Origin of the sequence: Micromonospora sp. H33, from assembly GCF_052068455.1 — a bacterium.
Classification (GTDB): Bacteria; Actinomycetota; Actinomycetes; order Mycobacteriales; family Micromonosporaceae; genus Micromonospora.
The window spans coordinates 252650-264324 of the sequence record NZ_JBQHDE010000008.1 but is presented as its reverse complement, the minus strand read 5'-3'; the positions used below and the strand labels follow the sequence as shown (position 1 = coordinate 264324).

14 protein-coding genes are annotated in these 11675 nt (G+C 73.2%); 5 read left to right on the top strand and 9 right to left on the bottom strand.

Features of this window, described 5'->3' with window-relative positions; genetic code table 11:
- The coding region (locus tag ACTMS0_RS19815; protein WP_441156711.1) for an S-adenosylmethionine synthetase N-terminal domain-containing protein at window positions 1-140 on the bottom strand (140 nt) is incomplete at its 3' end.
- A 237-nt stretch (window positions 141-377) separates the two neighbouring features.
- Here ACTMS0_RS19815 and ACTMS0_RS19810 point away from each other — a divergent pair.
- Complete coding sequence (locus ACTMS0_RS19810; RefSeq protein ID WP_441156693.1) at window positions 378-557, top strand: hypothetical protein; 180 nt, start codon at window positions 378-380, stop codon at window positions 555-557.
- A gap of 175 nt (window positions 558-732) precedes the next feature.
- On the opposite strand, the gene ACTMS0_RS19805 is transcribed toward ACTMS0_RS19810, so the two are convergent.
- Window positions 733-1275: a hypothetical protein gene (locus tag ACTMS0_RS19805; protein WP_441156692.1), complete on the bottom strand. Its 543-nt coding sequence runs from the start codon at window positions 1273-1275 to the stop codon at window positions 733-735.
- A 111-nt stretch (window positions 1276-1386) separates the two neighbouring features.
- On the opposite strand from ACTMS0_RS19805, the gene ACTMS0_RS19800 reads away from it, so the two are divergent.
- Window positions 1387-2619, top strand: coding sequence for a GNAT family N-acetyltransferase (locus ACTMS0_RS19800; RefSeq protein ID WP_441156690.1), 1233 nt, complete (start codon window positions 1387-1389; stop codon window positions 2617-2619).
- A 26-nt stretch (window positions 2620-2645) separates the two neighbouring features.
- Window positions 2646-2957: a hypothetical protein gene (locus tag ACTMS0_RS19795; protein ID WP_441156689.1), complete on the top strand. Its 312-nt coding sequence runs from the start codon at window positions 2646-2648 to the stop codon at window positions 2955-2957.
- A gap of 19 nt (window positions 2958-2976) precedes the next feature.
- On the opposite strand, the gene ACTMS0_RS19790 is transcribed toward ACTMS0_RS19795, so the two are convergent.
- From ACTMS0_RS19790 to ACTMS0_RS19775, 4 genes are all read right to left on the bottom strand, one after another.
- Window positions 2977-3444: a ribose-5-phosphate isomerase gene (locus ACTMS0_RS19790; RefSeq protein WP_441156688.1), complete on the bottom strand. Its 468-nt coding sequence runs from the start codon at window positions 3442-3444 to the stop codon at window positions 2977-2979.
- A 64-nt stretch (window positions 3445-3508) separates the two neighbouring features.
- A complete protein-coding gene (locus ACTMS0_RS19785) occupies window positions 3509-4708 on the bottom strand; it encodes a DUF1015 family protein (RefSeq protein WP_441156687.1) in 1200 nt (399 codons plus the stop codon).
- A gap of 131 nt (window positions 4709-4839) precedes the next feature.
- Window positions 4840-5136, bottom strand: coding sequence for a hypothetical protein (locus tag ACTMS0_RS19780; RefSeq protein ID WP_441156686.1), 297 nt, complete (start codon window positions 5134-5136; stop codon window positions 4840-4842).
- A gap of 170 nt (window positions 5137-5306) precedes the next feature.
- Window positions 5307-5930: a mycothiol-dependent nitroreductase Rv2466c family protein gene (locus ACTMS0_RS19775; protein WP_441156685.1), complete on the bottom strand. Its 624-nt coding sequence runs from the start codon at window positions 5928-5930 to the stop codon at window positions 5307-5309.
- Window positions 5931-6149: 219 nt separating this feature from the next.
- Here ACTMS0_RS19775 and pepN point away from each other — a divergent pair, with 219 nt between their 5' ends.
- Both pepN and ACTMS0_RS19765 read left to right on the top strand, forming a co-directional pair.
- Complete coding sequence (gene pepN / locus ACTMS0_RS19770) at window positions 6150-8696, top strand: aminopeptidase N (protein WP_441156684.1); 2547 nt, start codon at window positions 6150-6152, stop codon at window positions 8694-8696.
- Between the two features lie 83 nt (window positions 8697-8779).
- Complete coding sequence (locus tag ACTMS0_RS19765) at window positions 8780-9343, top strand: Uma2 family endonuclease (RefSeq protein ID WP_441156683.1); 564 nt, start codon at window positions 8780-8782, stop codon at window positions 9341-9343.
- 69 nt (window positions 9344-9412) lie between these two features.
- Here ACTMS0_RS19765 and ACTMS0_RS19760 read toward each other — a convergent pair whose 3' ends face one another.
- Genes ACTMS0_RS19760 through ACTMS0_RS19750 form a run of 3 tightly spaced genes read right to left on the bottom strand, consistent with a single transcriptional unit; the run spans window position 9413 to window position 11635 of the window.
- The gene (locus ACTMS0_RS19760; protein ID WP_441156682.1) at window positions 9413-9826 is read right to left on the bottom strand and encodes a DUF5130 family protein; all 414 of its coding nucleotides are present in this window, start codon (window positions 9824-9826) and stop codon (window positions 9413-9415) included.
- On the bottom strand, window positions 9813-10121 hold the full coding sequence (ctaJ, locus tag ACTMS0_RS19755; RefSeq protein WP_441156681.1) for an aa3-type cytochrome oxidase subunit CtaJ: 309 nt from the start codon (window positions 10119-10121) through the stop codon (window positions 9813-9815). Before ctaJ ends, ACTMS0_RS19760 begins: the two co-directional genes overlap by 14 nt.
- 47 nt (window positions 10122-10168) lie before the next feature.
- Complete coding sequence (locus tag ACTMS0_RS19750) at window positions 10169-11635, bottom strand: amidase (RefSeq protein ID WP_441156680.1); 1467 nt, start codon at window positions 11633-11635, stop codon at window positions 10169-10171.
- Window positions 11636-11675: the final 40 nt, after the last annotated feature.

The following is an 11675-nucleotide window of genomic DNA, read 5'->3' as shown; positions in this document are numbered from 1 at the left end:
TCCTCCGTGAGGAGCGCATCCAGGATGCCGTCGCTGATCTGGTCGGCGATCTTGTCGGGGTGGCCTTCCGTGACCGACTCGGACGTGAACAGCCGGCGCCCCGGGCGGTCGGCCGGCCCGCCGGCGACCGGCCCGGTCATGGATGCGTACGTCAAGGGGACTCCTCGGGGTGCAGCGCTTCCGTTCTACGGCGGTCGATTCTCGCGAGCCCCGGTCAACGCTGGCTCAAGGCGACCGGAAGCGACGGTCCGGCAGGCCCGTTTTGCACCGGAGCGACCCGGGTACGGCGTCGGCATGGACACGAATACGACAGCACACCTCATCGGTGGCCCCAGGACGGCAGCACCATCGACACGCGCGGCGACGCCCTGATCGAGGTGGAGATCGACGGCATGATGCACCGCTACGTGCGGAGCACGAAGCAGGACGACGACGGGGTCCGCTACGCGTACGACGGCATGGTCGACCCGGACGGCGGCGAGCCGGGCGTCGAGGATCCGGCGGCGCGGGTCGCCTCCCCGAAGGCCGACGCCGAGGGACGCGGCGGCACGCACTGATCGGCCGGCGACCCGCCCCGGCCGGCGGGGATGATCCGCGTCACGAGGGGTATGCGCCCGCGGACCTGGTGGGAGGACGACGGGGTCGCGACACCCCGCGACGGACGCGCGGGCGGGCGGCGGATCGCCGGCCCGCCCGGGCGTCCGGAGGACGGTCCCGAGGGCCGCCTCGGGCCTAGTTGTTGGTGATCCAGTTCCAGGCCGAAACGACCCACTCCGTCTGCTGGAGCCACGCGACACCGAGGCCGGTCAGGAAGACCGCCGTCACCAGGTGCGCGCCGCGTGCGCTGTGCCGCACCCGGCCCAGGCGCTGCTCCAGCACCACGCGACCGACCAGCCGGGCGAGCGCGAACAGGCCCGCCGCGACGAGCAGGCTCAGCACGAAGATCAGCAGCGGGGCGACGAGATCACCGCCGCCGGAGATCGCCCAGATCCCCCAGCAGACGAACGCGAAGAGCACGCCGGCGGCGCTCCACTCCCCACCCCGACGCAGCTGGGAGATGTGCCAGCTCATCGGGCGGCGCGGAGCCGCCGCGCCCGGCCAACCGGTGCCGGTCGGCTCCTCGACCACCGGGAACGGCTCGGTACGGGGCGTCCCGGACCGTCCGACCGGGGCCACCCCCCGCCGGAAGGCGTCCCGCTGCTGCGGCACGCCGACCCCCGGCTGCGGCGGCACCTCGACGGTCCGTTCGGCCCACGGCTGTGTCTGGTCGCCCATGTCGTCCCCTCCCCTGGACCGACGGGGACCAGCGGGCCCCGTCTGAGTATCGAGGGTATCCAGCGCTCAAACCGGTCGTCGGGAGCGGACCGGTCGACTAGACAGAGCACCATGACGAATCCCCCACTGCCCTTCACGGCCGCCCGGGAAGAGGAGTTCGACGAGCTGGGCGAACTCCTCGGCACACTCTTCCACGGCGGCTTCGACGCCGAGTCGTGGGCGGTCGAGAAGACCCTCCTGGAGCCGGAGCGAACCCTGCTCGTCCGGGACGGCTCCGCGCTCGTGGCGAGCGCCACCACGTTCACGCGCGAGCTGACCGTGCCGGGGGCCCGCCTGCCCGCCGCGCACGTGAGCATGGTGGGGGTCGCGCCGACGCACCGCCGCCGGGGACTGCTCACCGAGATGATGCGACGGCAACTGCGCGAGGCGCGGGACGCCGGCCGGGAGCCGGTCGCGGTGCTCTGGGCCAGCGAGGGCCGGATCTACCCGCGCTACGGCTACGGCCTGGCCGCGCAGCGCCTCGTCATCGACGGCGAGACCGTCGAGTTGCGCCTGCCGGGCCCGACGTCCGCCGAGGGCCGGCTCCGCCTGGCCCGGGCGGTCGACTGCCGCGCCGAGCTGGCCCGGGTGTACGACGCGGTACGCCCCGACCGACCCGGCTGGTCCAGCCGCGGCGAGGTGTGGTGGAACTACGTGCTGGCCGACCCGCCGGCCCAGCGCGGCGGCGCCACCGAGCGCCGGGCCGTCCTGCACGAGGGCCCGGACGGGGTGGACGGGTACGCGCTCTTCCGCACGAAGAGCGAGTGGGACGCCACCGGCCCGAACGGGCTCACCACCGTCGACGAGGTGGTGACCGGCAGTCCGGCGGCGTACCTCGCGATGTGGCGGCTGCTGCTCTCCCTCGACCTGACCCGGCGGCTCACGTACCGCACGGGGGCGCTGGACGAGCCGCTGTTGCGCCTGGTGAACGAGCCACGCCGGCTCGGCGCGAGGCTGGTCGACGGGCTGTGGCTGCGGGTGGTCGACCTGCCGGCCGCGCTCGCCGCCCGCCGGTACGCGACCCCGGTCGACGTGGTGCTGGAGGTCGCCGACGAGCTGCTGCCGGAGAACGCCGGGCGGTGGCGGCTCACCGGCGGCCCGGACGGCGCCACCTGCGTTCCCGGCGACGGGCCGGCGGAGCTGGCCTGCGACATCCGCTGCCTGGGCGAGCTCTACCTGGGCGGAGCGACGGTGGGCGCGCTCGCCGCGGCCGGGCGCGTACGCGAGCTGCGGCCCGGCGTGCTGGCGACGGTCGGGCCGGCCTTCGGCTGGCACCGCGCCCCGGCCGGCATGGAGGTGTTCTGAGCCTCGCCGGGCGGTACGGTCGGCTGATGGGTGACGTGGAACGACGGCGGCGCCGGCACCGGCACCACGCCGACGGTGGCGCCGAGGGGCCGAGCGTGACGACGCCCGGGGCGCACGACGGCGAGGGGCCGCCGCGCACCCGTCGCGGCGGCCCGGAGGAGGGGGAGCGCGGCCTGCGGGGCCTGGTGGGCTCGGGGTCGTCTCAGGTGGGCGTGACCGCGGCGATGCGCGCGCGGGACGCCGCCCGCCCGACCGAGCAGGACATGGCCGAGGCGGAGACCCGCGTGGTCCTGGTTCGCCGCAACTGGACGCCCCGGGAGGACCTCCCCCGCCGCTGACCCCGGACGCGACGCCGGATCAGGGCAGGGGCGGCAGCTTCCGGGTGTTCTCGTAGTCGGCCATCTGCCCGATGCGGCGGGCGTGGCGCTCGTTGCCGGAGAACGAGGTGGTCAGGAACGCCTCGACGATCGCGGTCGCCTCGTCGAGGGTGTGCTGCCGGGCGCCCACCGCGACCACGTTGGCGTCGTTGTGCTCACGGGCGAGCTGCGCGGTCTCGATGTTCCAGGCCAGCGCCGCCCGCACCCCCGTGATCTTGTTGGCCGCGATCTGCTCGCCGTTGCCCGAGCCGCCGATGACGACACCGAGGCTCCCCGCGTCGGCCACCACCCGGTCACCGGTGTGCAGGCAGTACGCCGGGTAGTCGTCGTCCGGATCGTAGGCGTGCGGGCCGACGTCGACCACGTCGTACCCCTGCTTGGCCAGGTGATTGGTCAGATGCACCTTCAGCTCGAAACCGGCGTGGTCGGATCCCAGGTAGACGCGCATACCGCGCAGTCTGACAGGCCCGCCTCCGTGCCGGCGCGCGGGCGGCGGCACGGAGGCGGATTCGTCACAGGTCCAGCTCGGCGACGACCAGGCCGCCGCGCGCCTTCGGGGTGAACCAGGTGCTCTTGCGCGGCATCTTCTCCCGGGCGAGGTTCACCGCGACGAAGTCGTCGACGGTCACCGGCGCGACGAGGATGGCCAGCTCGGCCCGACCGGCGTCGACCTCGCCGGTCAGCCAGCTCGCCGGGTAGTCGCCACCGACGTAGGTGATCCGCTTGTCGCCGGGGTCCAGCCCCAGCGCGTCCCGCAGCAACAGCCGCTCGACCAGGGCGTGGTCCAGGTTCTCCAGGCGGCCCGTGCCGACGTGGGGCAGGCGTACGGCGTACCCGGAGCCGGGGAGCCGGAGATGGACGGTGCCACCGGCCGCCGGGACCTCGACCGGGCCGTCGATCGGCGTGACCTCGGCGCCGGCGGCGCGCAGGCGGTCGAGCAGCTCCTCCGGGCTGGTGGTGAGTTCGCTGACCAGCCGGTTGTAGGGCTGGATGGCCACCGAAGCCGGCGTGGTGACCACGGCCAGGAAGCGCGGCAGCCCGCCGGTCTGGGCGGCGAGGCTGCGGTGGTTGCCGTCGGCGACGACCAGTTCGCCGCCGCCGGCCAGGGCGGTCAGCTCGTCCTGCTGCGGGCCCGGGCCGACCAGCCAGATGGCGTGCGTGCGGCCGGCCTGGTCGGTGTCGGTCGCGGCGGGCGCCCCTGCCGCGTCGGTCGCCGCCGCGAGCGCGGCGTGCAGCTCGTCGCCCCGCCCGGTCTGGAGCAGGAGTACGGGCGAGAGCAGGTGCCTCAATGCGTCGGCGAGGGCCACCCGCTCCCGCACCTTGGCGATGAAGACATCCTCGTTGCGGATCACGAGGCCCGGCTCGTCGGCCCTGGTCGAGATCTGGTCGGTGTCGACCATGGCGAACAGCCCGTACGCGGGCTCCTCCCCCGGCGCGCTGATCCGGTAGAGGATCACCACCTGCTCGGCGGGTGTGTAACTGCCGTCCGCCTTGGCCTCGGCGAGCCGGGCCACCGCGTCGGGCAGCGCGTCCAGGAACGACTTCCCCAGGCTCTCCGGGGCCCGGTGTGGCATCTCGATGCCGAGGGCACTGTGCGGGTTCGCCTCGATGATCGCGGTGATCTCCGCGTCGTCGGCGAACTCGTCGTAGTTCTGCGCGCCGGTGCCGCCGGTGGTGATCCAGGCCCGGGCGATCGGATGGACGACCGTCATGTCCGATGACGCTACCGGTGCGGGCCGCCGCCGTACGACGGACCCGCGCTCCCGCCCACCAGGTGAAAGGCCCCGGGAAAGGAAGGGCCCCCTCTTAACGCGCATAGCAGGGGGCCCTTGTTAACGGCTGGTCAGCGCTCCAGCGCCCGGCGGTGCCGGCCGGCCGGTACCGGCGCGACGGGCCGGCGGGGGGCGACGGCGACGGGGGCCTGGTCCGGGGCCGTGGCGTCGGGCGGGGTCAGTTTCGACGTGGCCGGTACGCGGGCCACGCCGACCACGATCGGCGGGGCGAGCAGGTCCACCATGTGCGTGGGGAGGTCGGGACGGACCGCGGGCCAGCGGGAGTCGTCGACCGACCAGTACGCGGGGTCGTCGCTCGCCTCGTCCCGGGTCGACGGTTCGTCACCGGACGTACGGTGCTTGGCCATGAGGAATGCCTCCACGAGCTGCGGGGTGCGGCCCTGCGGGTCGCTGCGGCGGACATGGAGGCCAACGAATCCGCCCGAGGCGGGGTGACGGTGCCGCCGCCGGGCACCGCAGCGTTAACAAGGGCCCCCTCTACAACGCGAGGCGTTAAGAAGGGGCCCCTGCTTCCACCTCAGTCGAAGATGGGGCCGAGTTCGCGGGAGCGCTTGAGCTCGTAGAAACCGGGCGTGCCGGCGACCAGGAGCACGCCGTCCCACAGCCGGCCGGCGGCCTCGCCCTTGGGGGCCGGGGTGATCACCGGGCCGAAGAACGCGACCGGGGAGCCGTCCGGGCCCGGGGCGTGGATGACCGGGGTGCCGACGTCGGTGCCGACCGGTCGCATGCCGGCCTCGTGGCTGGCGCGCAGCGCCTGGTCGTACCCGGTGCCGTCGGCGGCCTCGGACAGCGCCGGGTCCAGGCCGGCGTCGGACAGCGCGGCGGCGAACAGCTCCGCGGAGAGCTTCTCCTGGCCAAGGTGGATACGGGTGCCGAGCGCGGTGTAGAGGTCGCGGAGCGACTCGGTGCCGTACCGCTGCTCGGCGGCGATGCAGACCCGCACCGGGCCCCAGCCGGTGCGCATGAGTTCCTGGTACTGCTCGGGCAGGTCCCGGCCCTCGTTGAGCACCGACAGGCTCATCACGTGGAAGCGGATGTCCACTTCCCGGACCCGCTCGACCTCCAGCAGCCAGCGGGACGTGATCCACGCCCACGGGCAGATGGGGTCGAACCACATGTCGACGGTGACACGCTCGCTCACGGTGTGGTCCCTTCACGACGGGTGACGCCGGTTCCCGGCGCCTGCACCGATCTTCGCCCCGGCATCCGACGCGCGACACCGGAATGAGAGCGTGACCTCGCCCACCGCGAGGGCCGCACGCATGCAAGACTCGATCAGCGCGGCCGTCACGAACGGTCGCCGGACGGCGCCGCGGTCGGTGTACGGCGAGACGAGAGATGGAGACGAACAGTGCCGGGAGTGCGCAACCTGACGCAGGTGGAGGCCACCGAGCGGGGCCGCCTGCTCGACGTGACCGGGTACGACATCAGTCTGGACCTGTCGAGCGCCGTGCAGGCCGAGGGTCGCACCTTCCGGTCGACCACCGAGATCCGGTTCCGGTGCACCGAACCCGGTGCCAGCACGTTCATCGAGGTGGCCGCCGACTCCGTGCGGTCCGCGACGCTGAACGGCACTCCGCTGGACCTGAGCGGCTGGTCGGCGGAGAAGGGCCTGACCCTGCCCGGGCTGGCCGAGGAGAACACGCTCGTCGTCGACGCCGACTTCGCGTACTCGAACAGCGGGCAGGGGCTGCACCGCACGGTGGACCCGGTCGACGGTGAGACCTACCTGTACAGCCAGTTCGAGACGGCCGACGCCCAGCGGGTGTTCGCCGCCTTCGACCAGCCCGACCTGAAGAGCGTCTACACCTGGCACGCCACGGTGCCGGCGCACTGGAAGGTCGTCTCCAACATGCCGGTCGACCGGGAGGAGGCGGCGGGTGAGGGCCTGAAGACGGTCCACTTCGTCGAGTCGGCGCGGATGAGCACGTACATCACCGCGCTGTGCGCCGGCCCGTACCACGAGGTCCGGGACAGCCACGACGGCATCGATTTGGGCGTCTTCTGCCGGGCCTCGATGGCGCCGCACCTGGACTCCGACGACCTGTTCCTCATCACGAAGCAGGGCTTCGACTTCTTCCACGAGAACTTCGGCGTGCGCTACCCGCTGCCGAAGTACGACCAGCTCTGGGTGCCGGACTTCAACGCCGGCGCGATGGAGAACTTCGGCTGCGTCACGCACGCCGAGTCGCACTACATCTTCCGCTCGCAGGTCACCGACTTCGAGTACGAGCAGCGCGCCAACACGATCCTGCACGAGATGGCGCACATGTGGTTCGGTGACCTGGTCACCATGCGCTGGTGGAACGACCTGTGGCTCAACGAGTCGTTCGCCGAGTGGGCCAGCCACTGGTGCAACACCAACGCCACCCGGTTCACCGACGCGTGGACCACGTTCCTGTCCATCCGGAAGAACTGGGGCTACCGGCAGGATCAGCTCTCCTCCACCCACCCGGTCTACACGGAGATGCCGGACCTGGAGGCGGTCGAGGTCAACTTCGACGGCATCACGTACGCCAAGGGCGCGAGCGTGCTCAAGCAGCTCGTCGCGTACGTCGGTGAGGAGCCGTTCCTGGCCGGCCTGCGGTCGTACTTCGGCAAGCACGCCTGGGGCAACGCCACCTTCGACGACCTGCTGTCCGAGCTGGAGGCGGCCTCCGGGCGGGAGCTGCGCAAGTTCGCCGCGCAGTGGCTGGAGACGGCGCAGGTCAACACGCTGCGCCCGGAGGTGACGATCGGCGCCGACGGCAACTACGAGCGGGTCGTGGTCCGCCAGGAGGCGCCAGCCGGCCACCCGACGCTGCGTACGCACCGGATCGGCGTGGGCCTGTACGACCTCACCGACGGCCGGCTGGTCCGCCGCGAGCGCGTCGAGGTGGACGTCACCGGCGAGGCGACCGAGCTGGCCGACCTGTCCGGCGTCCGCGCGGCGGACGTGCTGCTGCTCAACGACGACGACCTCACGTACACGAAGTTGCGGCTGGACGAGCGGTCCATGGCCACCGTGGTGCAGCACATCGCCGGCTTCGAGTCGTCGCTCGCCCGGGCGCTCTGCTGGACCGCCGCGTGGGACATGATCCGCGACGCGGAACTGGCCGCCCGCGACTACCTGGCACTGGCGCTCGCCGGCCTGCCCGCCGAGACGGACATCAACCTGGTCACGGCCACCCTGCGGCAGGCGACCACCGCGCTGACCTTCTACGCCGACCCGGCCTGGGCGCCGACCGGCTGGCTCGAGCTGGCCCGGACCGCGAAGACGGCCCTCGCCGCCGCGGAGCCCGGCAGCGGCTTCCAGCTCGCCTGGGCCCGCGCGTACGCCTCGGCCGCCCGCTCGTCCGAGGACCTGGCGACGCTGCGGGGCTGGCTGAACGGCGCCGGCGTGCCGGCCGGCCTGACCGTCGACACCGAGCTGCGCTGGTCGGTGCTCGCCGCACTGGTGGCCAACGGCGCGGCCGGCCCGGCCGACATCGACGCGGAGCTGGCCTCCGACCGCACCGCCAGTGGCGAGCGGGAGGCCGCGTACGCGCACGCGCTCGTGCCGACCCCGCAGAACAAGGCGGCCGTCTGGGCGCAGCTGACCAGCCCCGAGCCGCTGCCGAACTGGCGGCACCGGGCGCTGCTGCAGGGCTTCGCCCACCCGGCCCAGGTGGAGCTGGTCCGGCCCTACCGGGAGCGGTACTTCGCCACCGTCGCGCAGGTCTGGGCGAGCCGGGACAGCGAGCCCGCGCAGGAGTTCGCGCAGCTCGCGTACCCGGCGTACCTGGTCGAGGACGACACCGTGGCGGCGACCGACGCCTGGCTGGCCGGCGAGGGGCACCCGGCGCCGCTGCGGCGGCTGGTCGCCGAGGGCCGCGACGGCGTCATGCGGGCGCTCAAGGCCCGCGCCAAGGACACGCAGAGCGCCTGAGCTGGGGTGCGCGGCCCGGGGCCGGCGTGGGCGGAGGCCCACGCCGGCCCCGCCCGCTATCGTGGCAGAGGGAGGTGGACGTGATGGCACAGCCGACCTACGAGTGGCGCCCACCCGAGAGACGCTGGCGCGAGCAGGACCTGCTCGACCTGCCGGAGAACGGGAACCGCTACGAGCTCGTCGACGGGAGCCTGCACGTGACCCCACCCGCCGGACCGGATCACCACGAATTGGCGGACGACATCCGGATGGCGCTGCGGCTGTCGACTCCAACGGGGTGGCGGGTGATCCGTGAAATCGGTGTACGCATACCTGACGGCAACCTGATTCCGGACATCACAGTGTTGAAACCGGGAGCGCCGCGCGACCGGATGTGGGCGGATCCAGCCGATGTCGCGCTGGTCGTCGAGGTCGAATCACCCAACAGCCGTCGACACGACAGATTCACCAAACCCGCGCTCTACGCCGAGGCCGGGATCCGGTCCTACTGGCGGGTGGAGCGGGGCGATTTCGGCCCGGTGGTCTACCGCTACCAGTTGGGCAAGGATGACCACTACGAGCTTCTCGGCAGAGCCGGGCCGGACGACCCGGTGGAGGTCGACGAGCCGTGGGCCATGCGCCTCGATCCGAGCACCTGGCCACGCTGAGCAAGTCTCGACAGACGGAGGCCCGGTCCGCAACGGCGGACCGGGCCTCGTCGTCGTAAGGAGGGTGGCTCAGCCCTTGCCGGCGTGGCTGGCGAGCTGGTCGAGGCCGGTGACGATGCCGCCGGCCAGGTCGCCGCCGCCGAAGGCCGCGACCATGGACAGCGCGGCGAGCTTCACGTACGTGTCGGGGATGCGCTTGCGCGCGTGCTTCCCGGTGACGATCTCCAGCTTCCGCTGGTTGGGCGAGACCGCGATCAGCACGGACCGGTCGGGCTCGGCGAGCTGGCGGTGCAGCCGCTCGGCGTGCTCCCGGATCGGCTCGTCGAGACCGCCGACGAAGACCGAGAAGACCAGACCCGTGCCCTGGTCGGCCAGGCGCAGCGCCTCGTCGATGCGCAGCAGCTGGCGGGTCGAGAACGGCCCGTCCAGAACGTCCGGCGGGTTCCCCGTCCCGGCCTGTGGCTGCACCTCACCAACGGTCACTTGCGCCTCCGGTTCCACCGGCCGGCGCCTCGATGCCGGCCTGCTCCTGCTTGCGGCTGGTCAGCGCGGGCGCCTGCGCACCGGCAGCCAGCACCGTGCCGGCCGAGTCGGCCAGCTCCTCCGGGCGGCTCAGGAACCAGACCGGAGTGAAGTCGAAGGGCCGACCCGGCCGGTAGCGCTTTCCGCCGCCACCGCCGTCGCGGTTGCCGGCGTACGCCAGACCGGCGATCACCAGCACCGCGGCCGCCGGGATGCCGACGAAGACCAGCAACGTCTCGGTTACAGACAAACCCAACGCCCCCAGGCGAAAGAGAGACCAGGAATCCCGGGTCGGGTGGACGATCAAGCAGACGATTCCCCGACCCCGCTTGTGGTATTCACGTTAGCGGAGCCGACGGCACGCCAAATTGCGGGGTGGCGGTCCCACCCGCCACCGTAGTGCTCCAGTTGCGCAGCGGTGGCGATGAGCCGCGCGTCGTCGCCGTACCGGCCGCTGAGCAGCACCCCGACCGGCAGCCCGTCGGCGGTGACGCCGACCGGCAGCGACACCGACGGATCGCCCGTCACGTTGAAGATGGCGCAGTACGGCGAGAACCGCCGTTGCCGGTCGAAGTCCTCCGCCGGGTCCCGGCCCTCGGTGAACCAGCCCACCGACGCCTGCGGCGCCGCGAGCGTGGGGCAGAGCAGCAGGTCGCAGCCGGCGGTGCGGCGCACGCCGAGGCGTACCTGTGCCTGGAGCTCGCCGAGGGTGGCGGTGAGGGTGGCGGCGGAGACGGCGGCGCCCCGCTCCCGCAGCAGCCGGGTCAGCGGCAGCAGCACGCTCTCCCGCTCCGGCGGCACCGGGGCGAGCGCCAGCACGTACCAGACGATCTCGAACAGCGGCCACGCCGACGCGGTGAGCGGCGGCGGCACCTCGACCACCTCGTGGCCGGCGGCGGTGAGCAGGGCAGCGGCCCGGTCCACGGCGGCGACGCAGTCGGGGTGCACCGGCTCGTCCGCGAGCATCGGGGTGGTGAAGCGCCCGATCCGCAGCCGTCCCGGCTCGGCGGCGCGGGCCGCGGCGACCCACCCGCCGGCGGGTGGCAGCGGCGCCAGGTAGGGCTCCCCGAGGACCGGCTGGGACAGGACGTCGAGCAGCGCGGCGACGTCGGCGACGGTCCGCCCGATGGGGCCGTTGGTCGGCAGACCGTACGCCCCGAACCCGATCGGCCCGCCGGAGACCAGCCCGCGGCTGGGCTTGTAGCCGACCAGCCCGCACATCGACGCGGGGATGCGCAGCGAGCCGCCGCCGTCGGAGCCCTGGGCCACCGGCACCAGCCCGGCGGCCACCGCGGCCGCCGCGCCGCCGCTGGAGCCCCCCGCCGTGTACCCGAGATTCCACGGGTTGCGGGCCGGCGGTGCGACCAGGCCCTCGGAGTAGAGCGAGCAGCCCAGCTCGGACGTGGTGGTCTTGCCGAGGCTGACCAGGCCGGCCGCGCGCATGAACCGGACCACGTCCGCGTCGACGGGCGGCACGAAGTCGGCGAAGGCGACCGAGCCGAAGGTGGTGCGGACGCCCGCGGTGAGCGTCAGGTCCTTGATCGCGGTCGGCACGCCGTGCAGCGGCCCGCGCGCGTCGGCGGAAACCGCGTCGGCCGCGTCGGCGGCGGCGAGCGCCGCCTCCGGAGTGACCGTGACGAACGCGCCGACGGTGTCGCCGAGCGCGGCCACCCGGGTGAGGTGGTGCTCGACCACCTGCCGGCTGGTCAGCTCACCGCGCGCGATCGCGGCGGCCTGCTCCAGCGCCGTGAGGTCGTGCGGCTCGGCCATGCTCTCATCCTGCCCGGCGGCCGACCTGGACGCACTCGTC

Excerpts from the sequence above, each read along its gene's own strand:
- ACTMS0_RS19765 (WP_441156683.1), top strand. The coding sequence starts at position 8,780 with ATGGCACAGCCGACCTACGAGTGGCGCCCACCCGAGAGACGCTGGCGC.
- ACTMS0_RS19790 (WP_441156688.1), bottom strand. The coding sequence starts at position 3,444 with ATGCGCGTCTACCTGGGATCCGACCACGCCGGTTTCGAGCTGAAGGTG.
- ACTMS0_RS19795 (WP_441156689.1), top strand. The coding sequence starts at position 2,646 with ATGGGTGACGTGGAACGACGGCGGCGCCGGCACCGGCACCACGCCGAC.
- ACTMS0_RS19805 (WP_441156692.1), bottom strand. The coding sequence starts at position 1,275 with ATGGGCGACCAGACACAGCCGTGGGCCGAACGGACCGTCGAGGTGCCG.
- ACTMS0_RS19780 (WP_441156686.1), bottom strand. The coding sequence starts at position 5,136 with ATGGCCAAGCACCGTACGTCCGGTGACGAACCGTCGACCCGGGACGAG.
- ACTMS0_RS19785 (WP_441156687.1), bottom strand. The coding sequence starts at position 4,708 with ATGACGGTCGTCCATCCGATCGCCCGGGCCTGGATCACCACCGGCGGC.
- ACTMS0_RS19800 (WP_441156690.1), top strand. The coding sequence starts at position 1,387 with ATGACGAATCCCCCACTGCCCTTCACGGCCGCCCGGGAAGAGGAGTTC.
- ACTMS0_RS19750 (WP_441156680.1), bottom strand. The coding sequence starts at position 11,635 with ATGGCCGAGCCGCACGACCTCACGGCGCTGGAGCAGGCCGCCGCGATC.